Raw genomic sequence first — 19,131 nt, forward strand, 5'->3', positions numbered from 1 at the left:
TTCATCGGGTACAGGTGCTGCTGGCCGGATCGGCCGGGTTTATAGTTCGTTTTTTATGTATTGTCGTGAAATCAGTTGCAGTGCGAAAGCGGGGGTCCGCGCGATTGTATCTGAATAACCTGAGAGCAGGACACCGAGAAATTCAGGAGCATTTTCCATGATGGTGGCGCGGTTTCTCAGTGTTCCGGAAAATGTTTTGATGTAGTCCGCATTTATATTGTGAGTGTTTGTAACCCGATACAGCTCCGATAGCAGCTTTTTTTCTGCCTCTTTGTCTTGCTGGGAGGTGAGAGGTCTCGTGTGGAGAAGCGGTGTGTCATCAATGATGAACATCGCATCAAAATCAATTAATTTCGGCCACAGATTGTCCAGCCCCCAGCCACATCCTGTGTGTCCGAGCGAAAACGTATGAAGGAGCTTTTCAAGGATATCGCGTCGGAAGCATGGTACCATGATTTCAACAAAGCTGGTGTTTCTGAAAAGGAAATTTTTATTCTCAATCGTAATGATATGCGTAAAAAAAGATTGCGACATGAGCGCGGGCTGAGCGATTTTTGCGTTCAGGCAGTGACAGTGAGTGAAGAAGTCCGATATATTTTTCTGACAGGACAGAATATCGTCATCCGCCAGCATGATGTAATCGTAGGCTTTCCAGCCGTCCCATGATTCCAGGAGTGTTTTCAGGCCCGACCATTTCTGCCCCGGGATGATGTCGGTCTGTCTGAGCAGGGGAAGTAAAGCTTCAGGAGTTTTCGTTTCTTCATAAGGACAGCACAGCAGATCCCACTGGCGATCGGAATCTGATATAAAGCTGGTGTGCAGGGAGTTCTTTCCGGTTCTGCAGATGACAAGGTCTCTGGACATTATTATCGCTCGCTTTTATCGAAATTATGATCTGAGAATGGTTGATTTGCCGGGCTCATTTTTTGTGATGCAGAGCGGAGGAAAGCTCGTAAAGGCATTCATTTTTCGATAGTGGTCAGCCATGACATGATCGATCGATGTATTCCGCAGTTTTCTGTCAAGGCCGACATGGTAGAACGAGCGATCGGGAAGGGGGAGGGTTTGGCTGATCAGGTTTCGCGCTCCGGCGGGCGAGATGGCGTAGCCGCAGATTCCAAGGGTCTGGAACAGTTTGAACGGCAGGGATCTGACGTTCATGTTCCTGAAAGTATGGGCGCCTTTCCTGAGTGACTCCTGATCGAACTGGCTGATGCAGTGTGAGATTCCAGGCAGAAGTTCGAAGGTCAGGGTTGTATCGTAATTATTGCCCCAGAGAATGATGTCCCAGTTTTTGGGAAGTTGTGAAATAATGGCTTCAGATTCTTCGGCAAAGTTTCCGCACAGCATGGCGTCATCTTCAAAGATGCAGGCGGGTTCGTTGTTTTCAACGACGGCGTTCCACAGCAGAAGGTGGGACATGGCTGAGCCCAGAGCGCCTTTTGTATAATTCAGATATTCTTCAATGATATTGTTCTGTATCAGTTCCCTGCTATCCAGGTGCCTGCCGTCAATAGCGCTGAACTTTCGGATATCACTGATGTGGCTGTTATCTGATGTAAATTCTGAATACCGGTCCTGATCGCAATCTCTGTTGATGACAATATATTTCATGAAAAACTCCGTATATTTAGATATTATAAAATCATTAAAATTATAAAATATAATTAATTAATTGTAGATTTTTTCGCGGACTTCTTCTGTGCTGTCCGGGGCGGCTGAATCTGCTTTTCTGGCGGGATGAGGGAAGGATGCTCAGGCGGGTTGGGAAGCGGCGAAGTTTCGGGGCTGACTGGAAACTGGGCTGTACACTGGCGAGTGTGGCGGGTGCGGTGAACGCGGCAGGCTTTATGGCTGTTGGTTATTATTCCGCGAATATGACGGGTAATCTTTCGACGCTGACGATGGCGCTTCATCAGCATGATGTGGCTGTTATCGGGACGGGGATCGGTCTGATCTTCTGTTTTGTGTGCGGGGCCAGTCTGGCGACGATTCTGGTGAATGCGGGGCGCAGGCGGCGGCTTGTTTCGGTTTATGCCTGGAGCATTCTGCTGGAGGCGGGGTTGCTTGCGGCCCTGGGTCTTGATGACATTTTTCTGCCGGGTGTGCTGCGGGAGGCTGTTCTGGCTTATGGCCTGAGTTTTCTGATGGGATTACAGAATGCGACGGTGACCCGGATTTCGGATGCCCGTGTGCGTACGACGCATATGACCGGCATGCTGACGGATATCGGGATCGGGATTGTGGACTCATTCGGTGGCGATGAGGCGGCGCGGAAAACGCGAAAAAGGCTGCTGCTTCATACATCTGTTGTTATGAGTTTTGCGCTGGGCGGAACTGCCGGCGCGTTTCTTTATGGCTCGATGGGCGGGCGGTGTTTGCTGGCGTTCGCCGTGGTGCTGGCGGTGGTGTCGGTGCAGGGGATTCGGGGGCGGAGACAGACGGCTGATCTGTGAGAAGGGCCGGGCTGAGTGTTCCGGGGCGGGAATGGTCCGGGGCTGTCAGATCCCGGCAGGGGCTGTGGTGCCTGTGCCGGGGAAACGGTGGTTTGCGGAGAAGGCAGGTGCCGGCCTGCGATCCGGGTGTCGCGGGTTTCCGGAGGTCATTTCGTCAGAACAGGCCGGTTCTTAATTGTGGATGACGAAATGGAGGGCGCCGGCGACGAGGCCGAGGGCGCCGACGCCGGCGAGCCAGAGGCCCGCGAACCAGATGAGTTTGACGGGCAGGCTGTTTTTCGTGTCCTGCATGGTGTTTTTCATCAGTGGTAGCTTTCGCTGTGTTCGTTCACGGTGCCGCGGAACACGTGATAGGCGTAGGCGGTGTAGGCAAGGATCAGCGGCAGCAGGAACATGGAGCCGGCGAGCAGGAAGGCCTGGCTGGCGGGTGGGGATGAGGCCTGCCAGATGGTCATGGCGGGTGGCACGATATAGGGCCAGATATTGATGCCGAGGCCGGTGAAGGAGACGAAGAACCAGGCCAGCGCGCAGAAGAACGGGACACGGCGTGAGGTTTTACCGCGCAGGGCGAGGAACATGACGCCTGTGATGGCGATGACGGCGAGGGGGACGGGGGCGACGAGGAGGATCTGGGGCCAAGCGGTCCAGTTCTGCATGTAGGTGGTGTGCAGGGCGGGGGTCCAGACGGAGACGCCGGCGATCATGACGAGCATGGCGACGGAGAGGATACCGGCCCATTTTCTCATGGTGCTTTGCAGATCGCTTTCGGTGCGCCAGATCAGCCAGGTGGCGCCGAGGAGGGAATAGCCGCAGACGACGGCGAGGCCGCAGAAAATCGGGAAGGGGGCGAGCCAGTCGAGGCTGCTGCCGGCGAATTTATTGTCTTCGACATGGATGCCGGAGACGAGGGTGCCGAGGATGATGCCCTGCATCAGCGTGGCGACGAAAGAGCCGCCGCAGAAGCCGATATCCCAGAGGTTCTGCGCTTTTTCCGTGTGCATGCGGGAGCGGAACTCGAAGCCGACGCCCCGGAGGATGAGGGCGAACAGCATGATGAGCACGGGCAGGTAGAGCGCGGGCAGGATGGTGGCGTAGGCATTGGGGAAGACGCCGTAGAGGGCGGCGCCGCCGAAGATCATCCAGGTTTCATTGCCGTCCCAGACCGGGGCGATGGTCTGGATCATGATGTTGCGGTGTCGCTTGTCGCGTTCGGCGAGGAAAAGTATGCCGAGGCCGAGATCGAAGCCGTCCAGCACGACGTAGATGAAGATGGCGGTGGCGACGAGGACGGCCCACACGATGGGGAGCCAGTAAGCGGCGCCTGTGAGGCCCGTGGTTGCGAGATCCATCGGTTATTCTCCTGAACCGGTGTGACCGGCGGCGGCTGTGTCTGAGACGGCGGCTGCCATGGCGGCGGCGCGCTGCGGATGGTGGGCGTCGGGACCGGGTTCACCGCGATGGGGTTCTTCGGCGAAGCCGCGCAGGAGGATGCTGATTCCGGAGGCGAAGACGATGAAGTAGACCACGACGAAGGCGGCGAGCGTGATGCCGATGCTGGCGCCGGGTACCGGCGAGGCGCTGTCGGCGGTGCGGAGCAGGCCGTAGACCGTGAAGGGCTGACGGCCGACTTCCGTTGTGACCCATCCGCAGAGCAGGGCGATGAAGCCGGCGGGTGTCAGGAACAGGGCGGCCCGGAGGAGGAGCGGGTTTGTCCAGAGCGTGCCTTTCCGGCGCAGCCAGAGGGAGAACAGTCCGGTTCCGGCCATGAGGACGCCGAGCAGGATCATGATTCGGAAGCTGAAGAAGACGACGTAGGAGGGCGCGCGCTGGTCTTTCGGGTAATCCTTCAGGCCGGGGACTTTGCCGCTGAGGCTGTGGGTGAGAATCAGCGATCCGGCGTAGGGGATGGCGATTTTGTAGTGGGTGACCTCATTTTTCATGTCGGGGATGCCGAAGAGCAGTTCGGGGGCGTAGCCTTCGGACTCCCAGTCGCCTTCCATGGCGGCGATTTTGGCGGGCTGGTATTTCAGTGTGTTCAGGCCGTGGGCGTCGCCGGCGAGCATCTGGAGCGGGCCGACGAGGGCGGCCATCCACATGGCCATGGAGAACATGACTTTGACGGCTTCTGTCGGCTGGTTGCCTGTGCGTTTTGCGCGGAGCAGGTGCCAGGCACCGACGCCGGCGACGATGAAGGCGACGGAGAGGAAGGCGGCGAGCGCCATGTGGACGAGGCGGAAAGGGAAGGACGGGTTGAAGACGATGGCGAGCCAGTCTTCGGGGATGAATCGTCCGGTTCCGGGTTCGATGCTGTAGCCGCGCGGGGTCTGCATCCATGAGTTGGAGGAGAGAATCCAGCTCATGGAGATGAGGGTGCCGAGGGAGACGACGCAGGTTGCGAAGAAGTGGAGTTTTTTTCCGACTTTATTCATGCCAAACAGCATGATTCCGAGGAAGCCGGCTTCGAGAAAGAAGGCGGTCATGACTTCGTAGCCGAGGAGCGGGCCGAGGATGGGACCGGCTTTTTGTGCGAACTGCGCCCAGTTGGTGCCGAACTCGTAGGACATGACGAGGCCGGAGACGACGCCCATGCCGAAGACGATGGAGAAGGCGCGGAGCCAGTACTGGAACAGGTCGAGATAGACCTGTTTGTCCGTCTTCAGCCACAGGCCTTCGAGGACGGCGAGGAAGGCGGCCAGTCCGATGGAGAAGGCGGGGAAGACGATATGGAAACCGACTGTAAAAGCGAATTGCAGTCGTGCCAGGAAGATGGCGTCTGCTCCGGTCACGGGATTACTCCGATTTTTGAGAACGTGTACGGTATAAGAGGTGTAATGATACGATTTCAGACGTGATGTATTTAAGAATCGCGTCGTTTTCTGTGGCTTTGTATTGTCAGACTATCCGGTATTCGGGCTGTTTTTTTATGTTCATTTGCAGAAGTTGCGAGATGTTAGGCGGGTGACAGAACTATAACAAACTGTTTCTCGTTATCGCATCATAAGCACAATTTATCATGCGACTGTGCTGTGCGCGGACCGGGTGTGTGGAGAAATTCTTACGGGCGCTCAATACGCGGAACGTCTGCAGTCCGGCAGGGGATGCATCACGAAGTGTTTCATGGTGGGGTCGCGGCTTGCATACTATAACTTTCATAATTTAGTTAATTATGTATATTCGTATTGATATAAGTCATTATCATTTTGGCTGTCAAGCGCGTCTCTGAGTGGGTTCCGGGCGAACAAATTGTTTTGAAAGTGTTTTGAGAAAGCGGAATTGTATCGGAATGATACATTTGCTGATTTGGCACGACTTTCTTTTTTCTCTTCTGTGTCCCTGAGGTCACAGTGATGGATGTCAGGCAGAATGAGGGAACGGAGTGTGAAAGACCGGTTTGCGCCGGTGCGGAAGGGACCGTTGTCTCCGGCCGTCTGTCTTATGGTTCCGTTCCTGCTGGCCGGCGGGGCGGCACGGGCTGAGGCCGGGGGGTATTTCATGCCGCCGGGACAGCCGGGAGAGCGCAAAACGCCGGGGGTCGGTTTAACCGGCCAGGGAAGTGCTGTGGATGCGACGAAGTCGGCGGGGCAGGCTGCTGCTGCGGCTAACAGCCGGATCGCGGCGGAGCAGTATTACGTGACAGCGCTGCGACCGGTTCTGAAACCGGATTTCGGGGCGCATGATTTTTCTCAGGCGGGGCCGTTTACTGTCGAATACTCGGATACGGGTCCGTCACTGTCGGAGCATGGTCGGACAGTGACGTTCGCTTATCCGGTGAAGGGGGTGAAGGGGATGGACCTGACGGTGAACACTTTTGCCGGTCATCGCGACACGAATACGGGGAGCAATGTCGGGTCGGCGGCGCTGACGGCCGGGGTGCGGTTTAAGTGGTAGGGAGGGAGAGGCATTTCCCGGTGCTGAGGCCGGGAAATGAAAGGCATGTTTCAGGCCGGGTCGAGGCCGAGATTGTCTCTTAACGTGGTGCCTGTGTACGCGTCTCTGATAATGCCTCTTTCCCGGAGGCGGGGAAGGACTTCGCTGACAAGCCGGCGGAACTGGGAGGGGTGCTCCAGGTAGATATTCACGGCATCAAAAGCACCTTTTTCAAACCATTCGGTGATTTTGTCCGCGACTGTGGCGGCTGAGCCGATGAATGGGGAGCCTTTGCCCACGCCGGCGGATTTATTACCCTGCTGTGTCTGTTCGATCACCTGCCGTAATGTCAGATTTTCAGAAATGGCCTGTTCGGTGATTTTCTTTGCGCTGGTGTACCAGCTTCGCTCGGCGAATTTCAGCACATCATCGGGAAACGGTGCGTCGGGATCGTAGCGGGTGAAGTCATGCCAGCCGAACAGGCGACCGAATTCTCCGAGTGCCTGTTCGAAGCTGTGGTCGGTTGCGTTGTAATGGCGGGCGATGTCCCGGGCGTGTTCATCGGTATCGCCGATAACGAATTTGATTCCGGGTGCGATCAGCACGCTGTCGGGGTTGCGGCCTGCGCGGGAGGCGCGTTCTCTCAGATCTTCCCGAAACCGGCGGGTTTTTTCGAGGGTTGTGGCGTGGGTGAAAATGACATCGGCGTAGTGTGCGCCGAGGTCGCGGCCGGGCACGGAGTCACCGGCCTGAAAGATGACGGGTTCGCCTTGCGGTGAGCGTTCAATATTAAGCGGTCCGGTAACACTGAAGTATTTTCCTTTATGATTCAGCTGGCGCAGTTTGTCCGGGTTGAGGAATTTTTTCTGTTCGCGGTCGCGGGGCAGGCTGCCTTCTTCGTAGGAGCGCCAGAGGCCGCGTATGACGTCGATGCTTTCCGCTGCCCGTGCGTGGCGTGTTTCGTAATCATAGTGTTCTTCGAGGCTGAAATTTCCGGCGGTACCGGCGTCTCCGGTTGTGACGACGTTCCAGCCGGCGCGGCCATGGCTGATGAGATCGAGCGATGCGAGGCGGCGGGCGATACTGAAAGGATCGTTGTAGGAGGTGCTGAGTGTGCCTGCGAGGCCGATGTGGCGTGTCACGACGGCGAGGGCTGACAGGAGTGTCAGCGGTTCGAGGCGGCTGAGGTAGTGGGGCGGAGACTGAGGCGTGATGAACTGGCTGTCGACGATGAAGATCCAGTCGAATTTTGCGTCTTCGGCCTGTCTGGCGACATCGACATACCAGTCGATATTCACACTTGCATCTGCCGGAATCTCCGGATCGAGCCAGCGGTTATAGGCGCCGGGGCCACCGACGCCGCTTGGAACGAGGCCGAGTCTGAGCTGTTTCTTTGTCATGGCTTCGGTTTTCTCCTGAGTTTCCGGATTTCGTTATGCGATGAGAGGGATTGTGCTCATGTCGCTGCCGGGGGCGAGGATTCCGGCGGCGGTGTAACGGGCGGCGATGTCCTGGAGCGCGGCGATGTCGGACTGGTCCGCGGGACGGATGCTGAATGTTCTGCTGCGCAGAACCTGGGACACGATTTCGACCGGCATGTTCTGCCAGTGTTCCGAGAGGGTCTTTGCCGCTTCGTCCCTGTTGGCGGCAATCCAGGCGGCGGCGTCCTTCAGGGCGGTGCGGATGAGGGGGACGGTTTGCGGATTGTCCCGGACGAAGTTGCGGTTTGCCATGTAATAGCGATTGTACTGCATGCCCGCGGCGGCGCCGTCTGTCAGGACGGCGGCTTCGGGGAGCGCGCGTCCGAATGTGAGGAACGGATCGAACGTGGCCCAGGCATCCACCGATCCGGTTCTGAAGGCCTGGAGGCATCCGGGTTCGGGGAGGAAGATTGTGTGGATATCTGAGAGTTTCAGGTCAGCCTGTTGCAGGGATCTGATGAGGAGATCGAGCGCGCTGCCAGATTTTGCGACGCAGACGGACCGGCCGGCGAGGGCGCGGACGGAGGTGATGTTTCTGTCTTTCCGGGTCAGGATGCCGAGGGCGTGGGGGCTGGGACCTTCCGCGGCGTAGAGGGCGAGGTCGGGGAAAACCCGGTGAATGAAGGTGGGGACGGCTTCCGCGACATCGCTGAGAAAATCGACCTGGCCCATTTCGACAGGCGAATGTCCGAGCGTGCTCCAGACTGTTTCGAATCCGGCATTGTGCAGGGCGGGTTCGAGCAGGTTCCTGGAGCGGGCGATCTGAAACAGGATCGAGGACTCCTGGGCGCTGATGCGCAGGGTGCGCGGGGCGGCGGCCCGCGACGGTTTTGCCGCTGCTGCGAGGAGGGCCGTGATGCCGCCGGCCAGCACCTGTCTTCTGCCGGGGCGCCGGAGTGTTTCTGTTTCTGTCATGAAGTGAGATCCTGTCCTGTCTGTCACAGGGAAAATCCGACGCGCGTGTAATAATAGGAACCGGAAATCGGGATGCCTGATGAGGCGGTGTCGTAAATGGAGTTGCCTTCATAGCGGAGAATGAGCGGGAGCTTGCGGGGGCGGATATTGAACAGGTTGTTGATGCCCAGGGTTACATGCAGGCGGTGTGACATGAAGTGACGCGTGACTTCGAGATCGGTCATCCATCGTGGTTTATTTTCGAACTGTGCGAATTTTTCGATGGAGTACTGAAGCGCTGCCGGTGCGGCGATCTGATATGTCATGTTATCGGTGGTCTGCCCGTAGCGGGTCTGTCGCACGTTGACGTCCCATTCGCCGAGGGTCCACCGGGCATTGAGGATGATTTTGCTGCGGGGCATGGACGTTGTCAGCCAGCTGATGGCCTGGGCGTTCAGGAGGGGCTGTCCGTTTGTGTCGTTCGCCAGATGATGCAGGCGGGTTCTGTTGAGATCGATTCCGGCGGACCAGTCCACGCGGCCGAAGCGACCCAGGCGTGTGACATAGTCGATATTGATGTCGGCGCCCTGTGTGCGGGTGCTGGCGCCGTTTGAAAAATAATTGGCGGTGACGTCGCTGGATTCCAGACCGGCGGGCAGGGAGATCCCGGTCAGCGCTATGGCCTGTTCGGCGATGGCGCCGCTGTAGTTTCCGCCGCCGACGATACGGTCCCGGATGTTGATCTGGTAGACGTCGGCTGTGACGTGCAGGCGTGGGAACGGTTCGAAGACGACGCCAGCGCTGACATTGGTTGAGCGTTCCGGTTTGAGGGCGCTGGCGCCGAGGAGGCGGGCGGCGGCTGAATCGACGGCGAGGCTGCCGGAGGCGCCGGTGGGGGTAACGCTGAGACTGCTGAAATGCTGTTCCGCGAGGGTGGGGGCGCGGAAGCCGTTGCTGATGGTGGCGCGGAATGCCAGACGTTTCGAGACTTCGTAGCGGGCTGAGATTTTACCGCTCTCGGAATTTCCGAAATCCGTATAATGCTCGAAGCGGCCGGCGAAATCGAGATCGAGCTTTCTGACCGGCGAGATATCGACATCGACGTAGCCGGCCCAGACATCGCGGCTCCAGCTTCCGGCGGATTGCGGGGTGAGACCGGGGGCGCCCTGCAGGCCGCCCAGTATCCAGGTCGGGGTATTGCCTGATGTGACCGTATAGGTTTCCAGGCGATGTTCCGCGCCGAAGGCGAGTTTAAGGGGATGTGTCAGAACCCTGAAGGATCTTGTGACGTCGAAATTGTTTGTCCACTGCGCGTTTCTGTAAGCTGCGGTGAAGCCTTTTGTCGGCGTGTAGCCATAGGTTGCGTAATAGCTGAGATTTGCTGAGTTGATGGTTGAGAGTTTGCTTTCATCGGCTCCGTATGTCGTGCTCAGATCCCAGTGGAAGCCGCCGAACAGGTTGTCGCCTGTCATGCCCAGTGTGGCGGCATAATCGTTTTCTTCGTTCACGACGGACGGGTTGAAACCGTAGGGGTAGACTTCGGGCAGTATGGAGGCGACACGGTTGGTCATGTAGTTCTGAATATGCCGGTGCATATAGGTAATGTTCATATAGGCTTTGATGTCATCGGTGATGTCGCGTCCGGCTTCGATGGCGAGGGATTCCCGTGTTTCTTCGGGGAGGCTGAAATTGTAGTCCTGTGGGCGGTAGTTTTTTGAACCGGTGACGTAGTGATCGGCGTGATACATCTGGCCGCTGAGATGAAGATAGCCGTTGCCTGCAAAACCGATGCCGCCATCGGCGTTCAGCTGATAATCCCATCCCGGCGAACCGTAGAGATCGCCGAAAGGATGGGCGCCGCTCTGGAAAGAGGTGTTCAGGCCGTTGGGTGTTTTTTTCAGAATGATGTTGACGACGCCGGCGATGGCGTCTGAGCCGTACATGGCTGCGGCGCCGTCCCGCAGGACTTCGATATGATCGATGGCGGAAATCGGGATGGCGTTGAGATCGACCGGGGTGGCGCCGTGTTCGGGGCCGGAATAGGTGGCGACGACGCCGGTTGCGTGCCGTCTTTTGCCGTCGACCAGCACCAGTACTTCGTTGGGGCTGAGGCCGCGCATTCTGAGGCCGGCGACGATGCCGGAGCCGCCGGTGATGCTGCTGTTGATGGACGGGTCCGTGCGGGTGAGTGCATCGCTGACGTTGAGCGCGCCGGTTCTGGCGAGTTCGGCGGCGGTGATGATATCGATCGGGCTGCTGCTGCTGCGGGCCGTGCGGTGGGCGTCGCGCGTGCCGGTGACGATGAGCTGCTCCGTTTCGGCGACGGGGAGCGAATGGCGCGTGTTTTTTGTTGTCTGACTGATTGTCGCAGCCGGGCCTGGCGCCACAGCGGGCTGGCCCGGGGGCTGTCCGGCGCCGGTCCGGACGGTGGACCTGGTTTTTTTTTCAGTCTTTTTGCCGGCTTTGTCGTTCTGGCTGACCGGGGTGGCCGCGGCGGAAGCTGGCAGTATTGTGTGTTGTACGGCAAGAAGAGTTGCGGTTACGTATAACCGGTGCCGAAACGACCGCATAAAATTACCACCGTCAGAGAGTTATATCGGGGTGTTTGAATAGGTACCGTTCAGGACGTGAACAAACGACATATTTTAATTTTTCGGGTGAGTGATATTTATCAGTAGGGGAAAGTTCCTGTGCCGGGCTGACCTGAGGGTGTGGCGTCCGGAGAGTTTTTTTACGGAGTGCGGGTGTGGGGGTGCGGGAGCGACGTCCGGTTACGTCTGTTGATGTTGCGAAGCGGGCGGGCGTTTCGCAGTCGGCGGTGTCGCGGGCCTTTTCGCGGACGGCGAGTATCGCGCCCGGGACGCGGGAGAAGATTCTGAAGGCGGCGGCCGAGCTCGATTACCGGCCGAACCGGATTCCGGCGATTATGCTGTCGGGCCGGTCCGGGATGGTGGGTGTTGTGGTCGGTGGCCTTTCCAATCCGTTTTATGCGGGGGCGCTGGAGCATCTGGTCTGTTCGCTGAGGGAGCGGGGATTGCAGGTTCTTCTCGTGCATGTGGACGATGCGCTGACTCTGGACGATGCGCTGGAGCAGTTGCTGGGGTATCGGATCGATGCGGTGGTGACGGCCCTGGCGATCGGTTCGAAGGCGGTTGCGAAGGCTCTGGATGCGCTGCGGATTCCGGTGATCTGTTTTAATTCACGCCTGACGGGACAATGGATTTCCACGGTGTCGTCGAACAACCGGGCGGCGGGTGTCGTGGCGGCGCGGGTACTGCGGGAGCGGGGGGTTATGCAGCCGGTCTGGCTGGCCGGGGCGCTGCGGAATGCGGCATCGGTGGCGCGGGGCGAGGGGTTTCGCAGGGGGCTGGGGGCGATGGCTGGCGAACTGGTATCTTTGCAGGGGGCTGACACCTATGAGAGCGGCTACGACGCGGTGAGCGCGATGCTGTTGCGGGGTGTGCGGCCGGACGGGATGTTTTGCAGCAATGACATGATGGCGTGCGGGGCGATCGATGCGTTGTGCGAGCGTGCGGGGCTCAGCTGTTCCCGGGATGTGATGCTGCTGGGATATGACAATATTCCGCAGGGTGCCTGGCGGGCTTACGATCTGACGACGTTCGATCAGGGGGTCGGGCAGCTTGTGAAAACGGCGTGCGAGGTTCTGGCGAACGCCCTGGAGGCAGGCGGGGAGCCGGTTTCGCAAAATATTGTGATTGAGGCGCGGCTGGTGGAGCGGGGGAGTACGGCGGGCGGATGAGAGTTTTCGCTTGCATGATGGGTGTGCCGGGTCTTTGATTGCATAGCTATGCAATTTCTTTGACCGGAGCGCGGCGATGAGCAGCCAGAGTTTTCTCAGTATTCTGACGGGATCTTTTTCAACGCCGTGTGCGGACAATCCGACGGTGGCGATGATTGAGGCGGGATATCGGGCGGCGGGGATCGACGCGCGGTATATCAACTGTGACGTTCGGCCGGACAATCTGGCGGATGCGGTTCTCGGGGCCGTGGCGATGGAGTGGGCGGGATTTAACTGCTCGCTGCCGCATAAAGTGGCGGTCATCGATCATCTGGATGAACTGGCTGAGTCGGCAAAGATTATTGGTGCGGTCAACTGCGTTTCGATTCGGGACGGGAAGCTGATCGGCGATAACACGGACGGGAAGGGTTTTCTGGCGTCTCTGAAGGATGTGACGGACCCGGCCGGAAAACGGGTGCTGCTGCTGGGGGCGGGCGGGGCCGCCCGGGCGATTGCGGTGGAGCTGGGTCTGGCCGGGGCGGCGCATATCATGGTGGTCAATCGCGACCCCGAAAAGGCGGAGACGATTGCGGCGCTGGTGCGGGACAACACGGGGTGTGAGGCGAAGGCATCGGGCTGGGAAGGTGAGGTGAAGGTGCCGGGAGATGTCGGGATTGTGATCAACGCGACGTCGATCGGGCTGGGGGATGCGGAGGCGATGCCGTCGGTCGCCCCGGACACACTGCGGAAAGATCTTGTGGTTGCCGACGTTATTCCGAATCCGCCCCGGACGAAGCTGCTGCGGCAGGCGAAAGAGCGGGGCTGCACGGTTCTGGACGGCTTGGGGATGCTGGTGAATCAGGGTGTGATCGGGGTGGAACTGTGGCTGGGGAAGACGCTGGATGCAGGTGTGATGCAGGAGACGCTTCAGGAAATTTTCGGGGCTGATGCATAGGCTTTCAGGTTTTGCTTCAGGATGTGTGAAGTATCGGGAACTGCCCGATCCCTGTCGGCTGGATGAGGCACCGGACTGTGGCGCCCCTGGCGGGGCTCTGTGACGGGCGGTAGCGGAAGAGGACAGTGTGATGGCGACCGTTCTGAATGATGGGGCCGGATCGGGTCTTCGTGACAAGGCGATGTCCTGTGTTCCCGAATTTGAGGTGCTGGGGGACCGTCGGAAGGCGGCAGCGCGGTATGTGCGGATCGCGGCGGCTGTCGCGGCGGCGGGCGGGCTTCTGTTCGGGTATGACACGGGGATTATTGCGTCGGCTCTGATTTTTGTGACGCAGAGTTTTTCGCTGACGACGGGCGGGCAGGAATGGGTCGCGGCGGCGCTGAATATTGGCGCGATTTTCGGGGCTGTGCTGAGCGGGCCGGTATCGGACCGGTTCGGGCGGCGGCCTGCGGTGATGGCGGCGGCGGTTGTGTTTATTCTGGCGTCGTTTGGTTGCGGGCTGGCGCCGGGGATGGGGACGCTGATTTTCGCGCGGCTGTGGCTGGGGGTGGCGATCGGGGCGACGACGCAGATTGTTCCGGTTTACCTGGCGGAACTGGCGCCGCCCGCGAAGCGGGGCGGGCTGGTTTCGTTGTTTCAGTTTGCTTTTTCCATTGGCCTGCTCACGGCTTTTTTCGTAGGTTATGAACTTTCGGGGGCGCGGGATTGCTGGCGTGCGATGTTCATGCTGGGGGCTGTGCCTGCGGCGTGTCTGGGCGTGGGGATGGTGTTTTTGCCGGAGAGTCCGCGCTGGCTGTTGCATAACGGGCAGGAAAAGCGGGCGGTGGCCATTCTGTACCGGCTGCGGGGCCATTGTGACGAGGTCCGGCGGGAACTCGATGAGGTGCTGGCGGTCGATAAGGCGGAAGCGGGCGGGGGATGGCTGGAGCTGACGCAGGGCTGGGTGCGTCCGGCGCTGGTGGTGGCGCTCGGGATTGCGGCGCTGTCGCAGCTTTCAGGGCCGAATGTGATTGTTTATTATGCTCCCATCATTCTTTCGCAGGCGGGGCTTGGGCACTCGACGGCGTTGCTGACATCGGTTTCGGTGGGGGTGACGTCAGCGATCACGACGGCGATGGGGATTGCGCTGATCGACCGGGTGGGGCGGCGGCGGATGATGCTGGTGATGTTGCCGTTCGCGGCGCTGTCGCTGTTTGTGCTCGGGGGTATTTTTCTGAGTCCGGCGCCGGTTGCGGGGTTTCGTCTGGCGCTGATGGTTGCGTCTTTGCTGGGCTACATCTTTTTCAATTTCGGTTCCCTGTCGGTTGCGGTCTGGCTGGTGGGGTCCGAGGTGTTTCCGCTGGCGGTGCGGAGCCGGGCGATGGGGCTGGCGAGTGCGACGGTCTGGCTGGCGGATACGATTGTCTCGCTGGTGACGCTTTCGCTCGTGAACGCGCTGGGCGCGACGGGGACATTCTGGCTGTTCGGGGCGGTCAATGTTCTGTCGTTTCTGTTTGTCTGGCGGTATGTGCCGGAGACGGCGGGGAGCAGTCTGGAGGAGATTGAGACGTCGTTGCGGGATGGCACATTCCGGCCGGGGCGGTGACGTGACGGGGGGGGCTGTGGTCCAGGGGAGCGGGATGTCCGATTTGTAATGCTGTTCTGACCTGAATCATTCTCCTTTTCTGGTGTGTGGCGCATATCGTTTTACATTGTGGCGCGGGCCGGATGTGCGCGTGCGTGAGCAAAGCGGAGTGAGGCGAATGACGCGGACCGGGAATACATCTCCTGAAAATGCCCATATTTATCTGACTGGCAGCGGGATTGCGGCGCTTGCGAGCGCGGTGTTGCTGATCCGCGATGCGGGTGTGCCGGGCGGGAACATTCACATTCTGGAAAAGGCGCGGGTTGCGGGCGGGGCTCTGGACGGGTCCGGCGATGCGGAGAAGGGGTTTGTGACGCGCGGCGGGCGGATGCATGAGCGGCATTATACCTGTTACTGGGATCTGCTTTCGGGGATTCCTTCTCTTGAGAACCCGGATGTTTCCGTCACGGATGAGACGTTCGAGTTCAATGAGCGGCTGATTGCGCATGGTCAGGCGCGGTTGCTGAGAGCGGGGCGGCGGCTGGATGTGTCCTCTTACGGGCTGTCTCTGATGCAGCAGGGACGGCTTCTGAAACTCATTTATGAATCCGAGGCGTCTCTGGGAGATCGCCGGATTGAGGAGTGGTTTGACGGGGCGTTTTTCGAGACGAATTTCTGGCTGATCTGGTCGACGATGTTCGCGTTTCAGCGCTGGAGCAGTCTGGCTGAGATGCGGCGCTATATGCGGCGTTTCATCCACATGGTGGAAGGGCTGCCGCGACTGGGTGGCATATTACGGACGAAATACGAGCAGTATCATTCGGTGGTTGTGCCGTTGCAGCGCTGGCTGGAGAATAAAGGGGTTGAGTTCCGGTTTGGCGTGGAAGTGGTTGATATCGGATTTGAGATCGCGGGCGGCAGAAAGCGGGCGACGGTTCTGGAGCTTGCGGAGGGCGGGAGTCTTCCGCTGGGTGTGAACGATTATGTGTTCACGACTTTGGGGTCGATCACGGAAAGTTCGGATAACGGGGCGTGGGATCGGGTGCCGGTGCTGAAGGGGCTGGCGGAGTCCGGTGCGTGGAAGTTGTGGAAGAAGATTGCGGCGAAAGATCCGGCTTTTGGAAATCCGTCGGTATTTTGCGATCATATTGACGGGTCGAAATGGTATTCGTTTACGGCGACACTGAAAGACCCTGTTTTTCATGATTATATGGAAGAGTTTTCCGGCAATCTTTCCGGGACCGGCGGGCTGGTGACGCTGACGGATTCGAACTGGCTGATGTCATTTGTTATTGCACGGCAGCCGCATTTTCCGAATCAGCCCCGTGATGTGAAGATTTTCTGGGGATATGGGCTTTATCCGGACCGGAAGGGGAATTTTGTCGACAAAACGATGGCGGAGTGCACGGGAAAGGAAATTCTCGATGAACTCTGGGGGCATCTGAAGATTCAGGATCTGATGAAGCCTTTTGTCGATGAGGGGAAAGTGAACTGCATTCCGGTGGCGATGCCGTTTGTCGATGCGCTGTTCATGACGCGGAAGATCGGGGACCGGCCGGATGTGTTGCCGGAGGGGACGGAGAATTTCGCGTTTCTCGGTCAGTTCGTGGAAGCGCCGCATGACTGTGTGTTTACGGTCGAGTATTCGGTGCGGACGGCGCAGATGGCGGTGTACGGGTTGTTCGATACCGGGAAAGCGGTGAGTCCGGTTTATGATTCGATCCATAATCCGAAATATCTGATTGAGGCGGCGCGGGCGATCAGCCGATAGGACTGGATTCTCGCTTTAACCGACCGGGTTGTTTCAGAGACCTGTGATTTTCGTTTCTTTCGGGGCGATGCTTTACGAGGGGGATGCTGTTGTCAGGCGGGCGAGGCGGACGGCGGTGTGGCTCCGGGCGGTTCGGAAATTGGGAATGACGAGCAGGCAGTTGTCGTAGGGGGTTCGGATTTCGTCCGGGCCGTCCTGCGCGATGAGTGTGCCGCGTTTCGGGATGATCTGGCCGCCGCTGATCGTGGGGAGAAAGGTGAAGCTGGCGGTGCGGGCGACGATACGGTCGGTGACGGTGGCCTGTTGTGGCGGGGGAAGCGCTGTCGCGGCGGCGTTTGTGAGGCCGTTGAGGGCGAGGAAGCGGGTGGTGGTTTCGCGGGTTACGGCGAGGGTGTCGCGGCTCCAGTGCTGGCCGGCTTCGAGGAGGCAGGCGCGGGCCTTTGTGCCGGTGAAATGGTGGCTGTCGATGAGGCGGGGGCCGGTGGCGTGGCCGTGGTCGGAAATGACGAGGGGCGGGGTGGCGATGTCTGTGGCGAGGGAGCGTCCGCCTGCGGCGGGCCCTGCGAGGAGCATGGGGGGCGCCGGCCAGAGCATGGAGTGGAGATCGAGCAGGGTATCGACGGTTTCGATATAGGGCAGGAGGGTGGCGACGCGGTCGCGTTCGAGGGAAGGCTCTGTTGTGGTCAGGAGTTTCCGGCACCAGAGGCGGTTCATGTCGTCATCGACGAAGCGTGAGACGGTGGGGGCGTTGCGGGTGAAGCGGCCGAAGGCGTTCAGGTTGAGGAAGATCAGGGAGAGTGTACCGCGTTTCGGGGTGAAGGCGGCGCGCAGAAGGTCGTCCAGCACGATGGCGCCGGCGTATTCGTTGCCGTGCATGAGGGCTGTGATGGCGATGTGGGGGCCAGGTGCGGGGCCGGTGAGGCGGTGGACGCCGGCGAGGCCGGTATTGCCTTCGCGCCAGGGGGCGAGATCGGGCGGGGTGATTTCGATGGCGAAGCCGGGAATTTTCTGTGGCAGGGGCGGGAGTTTGTCGGACAGGCGAGGGGCCGGAACGCGGATGGGGTTGTCCTGTGGCGGACTGGCCTGCTGTGATCCGGGGACGGGGCCGGACGGGGCGGGAGCGTCCGGGATCATGGAGTATTCCGGGCGGGCACGCAGACGCGGCGGACCATATCGCGGAGGAAGGCGTCGCAGCGGGTGAGCTGGTCGCGGTCGATCCATTCGTCGGGGCGATGGGCCTGTTCGATGCTGCCGGGGCCGCAGACGATACTGTTCATGCCCGCGCGCTGATAGATTCCGGCTTCGGTGCCGTAGGAGACGAAGCCCTCGCCATTGTTGCCGGAGGCGAGGCGGACGGTGGTGACGAGCGGGTCGGTGGGGGCGAGGTCGAGCGGGGGGAGTTCGTTGAGGATTTCGAAGGTGAGTCCGCAGCTGGCGTCGGCGGTTTTCATCCACTGGCCGGTGGTCTGGTTCAGGGCGTTTTCCATGCGGGCGAGCAGGGCGTGGGCGTCGTCGCCGGGGACGGTGCGCCATTCGATCTGGGCTTCGGCGTATTCCGGGATGATATTCAGCGCGGTGCCGCCGTGGGCGATTCCGATCTGGATTGTGGTGTGAGGCGGATCGAAGCCGTCGACCTGGCGGCCTTCGAGGGCGAATCGGCGGGCTTCGGCGGCGACCCAGGCCATGGCCTCGCCCAGGGCGTGCAGGGCGTTGACGCCTTCATCGGGGCGGGACGAGTGGCCTGCCTTGCCGTGGACGGTGAGTCTGACGGCGAGGCGGCCTTTATGGGCGATGACGGGGATCATGAGGGTTGGTTCCCCGACGACGCACCATTCGGGGAGGAGATTGCGCTCCGTGGCGTCTTTCATGGCGACGCGGGCGCCGTCGCAGGTGATTTCCTCATCGAAGGTATAGAGCAGGTGGACGGGTCTGCTCAGAGGCATGCGGACGATGTCGGGGATGGCGGCAAGTGTGCAGGCGACGAAGCTTTTCATGTCGGCGGCGCCGCGCGCAATAAAGTGGTTACCATTTTCCCGCAGAGTGAAGGGATCTGATGTCCAGTCCTGGCCTTCGACGGGGACGGTATCGACGTGACCGGCGAAGGCGAGGCCGCCTTTTGTATGAGGGCCGAGGATGGCGTGGAGGTTGGCTTTTGTTCCGTCCGGATTGTGGCTGAGGGTCCATGACACGCCGTGGGCGTCCATCCACTGACCGATCCAGTTTATGAGTGGCAGATCGGTGCGGTCGCTGGTGGTATCGAAGGACACGAGATGCGCGAGCAGGGCGGCGCTGTCGGTGGTGCCGGCGGCCGGAGTGGTGAGGGTATCGGGCTGTTTCGGGGCATCGTCCATAACGGGGAGTATTCACGTCCGGCGGGATTGCTGCAATCCCGCCGGGTGTATTG

Annotated in this window: 16 protein-coding genes; 6 read left to right on the forward strand and 10 right to left on the reverse strand. The window is 59.8% G+C overall.

Features of this window, described 5'->3' with window-relative positions:
- Window positions 1–39: 39 nt before the first annotated feature.
- The gene (locus tag GOB90_RS05810; protein ID WP_146885674.1) at window positions 40–633 is read right to left on the reverse strand and encodes a hypothetical protein; all 594 of its coding nucleotides are present in this window, start codon (window positions 631–633) and stop codon (window positions 40–42) included.
- Window positions 634–888: 255 nt separating this feature from the next.
- Window positions 889–1,614 (reverse strand): glycosyltransferase family 25 protein, encoded by a 726-nt coding sequence (locus tag GOB90_RS05815; RefSeq protein ID WP_146885672.1) that lies wholly within the window; start codon window positions 1,612–1,614, stop codon window positions 889–891.
- A 137-nt stretch (window positions 1,615–1,751) separates the two neighbouring features.
- Here GOB90_RS05815 and GOB90_RS05820 point away from each other — a divergent pair, with 137 nt between their 5' ends.
- The gene (locus tag GOB90_RS05820) at window positions 1,752–2,456 is read left to right on the forward strand and encodes a YoaK family protein (protein WP_146885669.1); all 705 of its coding nucleotides are present in this window, start codon (window positions 1,752–1,754) and stop codon (window positions 2,454–2,456) included.
- 171 nt (window positions 2,457–2,627) lie between these two features.
- On the opposite strand, the gene GOB90_RS19475 is transcribed toward GOB90_RS05820, so the two are convergent.
- Genes GOB90_RS19475 through GOB90_RS05830 form a run of 3 tightly spaced genes read right to left on the reverse strand, consistent with a single transcriptional unit; the run spans window position 2,628 to window position 5,242 of the window.
- Entirely contained in the window at window positions 2,628–2,759 is a 132-nt protein-coding gene (locus tag GOB90_RS19475; protein WP_276510654.1) for a hypothetical protein, read from the reverse strand.
- Window positions 2,759–3,805, reverse strand: coding sequence for a cytochrome d ubiquinol oxidase subunit II (gene cydB / locus GOB90_RS05825; protein ID WP_146885667.1), 1,047 nt, complete (start codon window positions 3,803–3,805; stop codon window positions 2,759–2,761). The genes GOB90_RS19475 and cydB overlap by 1 nt, the downstream gene beginning before the upstream one ends.
- Window positions 3,806–3,808: 3 nt before the next feature.
- Entirely contained in the window at window positions 3,809–5,242 is a 1,434-nt protein-coding gene (locus GOB90_RS05830) for a cytochrome ubiquinol oxidase subunit I (protein WP_146885665.1), read from the reverse strand.
- A 577-nt stretch (window positions 5,243–5,819) separates the two neighbouring features.
- Here GOB90_RS05830 and GOB90_RS19125 point away from each other — a divergent pair.
- Window positions 5,820–6,344 carry a hypothetical protein gene (locus tag GOB90_RS19125; RefSeq protein WP_146885663.1) on the forward strand — a complete coding sequence of 175 codons (525 nt, stop codon included), beginning with the start codon at window positions 5,820–5,822 and terminating at the stop codon, window positions 6,342–6,344.
- A gap of 50 nt (window positions 6,345–6,394) precedes the next feature.
- On the opposite strand, the gene GOB90_RS05840 is transcribed toward GOB90_RS19125, so the two are convergent.
- From GOB90_RS05840 to GOB90_RS05850, 3 genes are read right to left on the reverse strand one after another with little or no spacing between them, the layout of a single operon-like run.
- Window positions 6,395–7,723 carry an NtaA/DmoA family FMN-dependent monooxygenase gene (locus GOB90_RS05840; protein ID WP_146885661.1) on the reverse strand — a complete coding sequence of 443 codons (1,329 nt, stop codon included), beginning with the start codon at window positions 7,721–7,723 and terminating at the stop codon, window positions 6,395–6,397.
- Between the two features lie 33 nt (window positions 7,724–7,756).
- Window positions 7,757–8,719 carry an ABC transporter substrate-binding protein gene (locus GOB90_RS05845; protein ID WP_146885659.1) on the reverse strand — a complete coding sequence of 321 codons (963 nt, stop codon included), beginning with the start codon at window positions 8,717–8,719 and terminating at the stop codon, window positions 7,757–7,759.
- 23 nt (window positions 8,720–8,742) lie between these two features.
- Window positions 8,743–11,085: a TonB-dependent receptor plug domain-containing protein gene (locus GOB90_RS05850; RefSeq protein WP_261765910.1), complete on the reverse strand. Its 2,343-nt coding sequence runs from the start codon at window positions 11,083–11,085 to the stop codon at window positions 8,743–8,745.
- A gap of 365 nt (window positions 11,086–11,450) precedes the next feature.
- Between GOB90_RS05850 and GOB90_RS05855 the strand changes: the two genes are divergently transcribed.
- From GOB90_RS05855 to GOB90_RS05870, 4 genes are all read left to right on the forward strand, one after another.
- Window positions 11,451–12,458: a LacI family DNA-binding transcriptional regulator gene (locus GOB90_RS05855; RefSeq protein ID WP_264813237.1), complete on the forward strand. Its 1,008-nt coding sequence runs from the start codon at window positions 11,451–11,453 to the stop codon at window positions 12,456–12,458.
- Between the two features lie 76 nt (window positions 12,459–12,534).
- Window positions 12,535–13,392, forward strand: a complete 858-nt coding sequence (aroE, locus tag GOB90_RS05860; protein ID WP_146885652.1) for a shikimate dehydrogenase — start codon at window positions 12,535–12,537, stop codon at window positions 13,390–13,392.
- A 181-nt stretch (window positions 13,393–13,573) separates the two neighbouring features.
- Window positions 13,574–14,977, forward strand: a complete 1,404-nt coding sequence (locus GOB90_RS05865) for a sugar porter family MFS transporter (RefSeq protein ID WP_242011837.1) — start codon at window positions 13,574–13,576, stop codon at window positions 14,975–14,977.
- Between the two features lie 157 nt (window positions 14,978–15,134).
- Window positions 15,135–16,727, forward strand: coding sequence for an oleate hydratase (locus tag GOB90_RS05870; protein ID WP_146885647.1), 1,593 nt, complete (start codon window positions 15,135–15,137; stop codon window positions 16,725–16,727).
- A 72-nt stretch (window positions 16,728–16,799) separates the two neighbouring features.
- Here GOB90_RS05870 and GOB90_RS05875 read toward each other — a convergent pair whose 3' ends face one another.
- Window positions 16,800–17,861, reverse strand: a complete 1,062-nt coding sequence (locus GOB90_RS05875) for a M14 family metallopeptidase (RefSeq protein WP_146885645.1) — start codon at window positions 17,859–17,861, stop codon at window positions 16,800–16,802.
- Window positions 17,858–19,078: an acetylornithine deacetylase gene (gene argE / locus GOB90_RS05880; RefSeq protein WP_146885643.1), complete on the reverse strand. Its 1,221-nt coding sequence runs from the start codon at window positions 19,076–19,078 to the stop codon at window positions 17,858–17,860. The genes GOB90_RS05875 and argE overlap by 4 nt, the downstream gene beginning before the upstream one ends.
- Between the last annotated feature and the right edge of the window lie 53 nt (window positions 19,079–19,131).

It is taken from the genome of Acetobacter oeni, assembly GCF_011516825.1.
GTDB lineage: Bacteria > Pseudomonadota > Alphaproteobacteria > Acetobacterales > Acetobacteraceae > Acetobacter > Acetobacter oeni.

Coding starts and splice junctions, on each gene's coding strand:
- GOB90_RS05870 (WP_146885647.1), top strand. CDS start 15,135: ATGACGCGGACCGGGAATACATCTCCTGAAAATGCCCATATTTATCTG.
- GOB90_RS05820 (WP_146885669.1), top strand. CDS start 1,752: ATGCTCAGGCGGGTTGGGAAGCGGCGAAGTTTCGGGGCTGACTGGAAA.
- GOB90_RS19475 (WP_276510654.1), bottom strand. CDS start 2,759: ATGAAAAACACCATGCAGGACACGAAAAACAGCCTGCCCGTCAAACTC.
- GOB90_RS05865 (WP_242011837.1), top strand. CDS start 13,574: ATGTCCTGTGTTCCCGAATTTGAGGTGCTGGGGGACCGTCGGAAGGCG.
- GOB90_RS05815 (WP_146885672.1), bottom strand. CDS start 1,614: ATGAAATATATTGTCATCAACAGAGATTGCGATCAGGACCGGTATTCA.
- GOB90_RS05875 (WP_146885645.1), bottom strand. CDS start 17,861: ATGATCCCGGACGCTCCCGCCCCGTCCGGCCCCGTCCCCGGATCACAG.
- cydB (WP_146885667.1), bottom strand. CDS start 3,805: ATGGATCTCGCAACCACGGGCCTCACAGGCGCCGCTTACTGGCTCCCC.
- GOB90_RS05840 (WP_146885661.1), bottom strand. CDS start 7,723: ATGACAAAGAAACAGCTCAGACTCGGCCTCGTTCCAAGCGGCGTCGGT.
- aroE (WP_146885652.1), top strand. CDS start 12,535: ATGAGCAGCCAGAGTTTTCTCAGTATTCTGACGGGATCTTTTTCAACG.
- GOB90_RS05845 (WP_146885659.1), bottom strand. CDS start 8,719: ATGACAGAAACAGAAACACTCCGGCGCCCCGGCAGAAGACAGGTGCTG.
- argE (WP_146885643.1), bottom strand. CDS start 19,078: ATGGACGATGCCCCGAAACAGCCCGATACCCTCACCACTCCGGCCGCC.
- GOB90_RS05810 (WP_146885674.1), bottom strand. CDS start 633: ATGCTGGCGGATGACGATATTCTGTCCTGTCAGAAAAATATATCGGAC.
- GOB90_RS19125 (WP_146885663.1), top strand. CDS start 5,820: ATGAGGGAACGGAGTGTGAAAGACCGGTTTGCGCCGGTGCGGAAGGGA.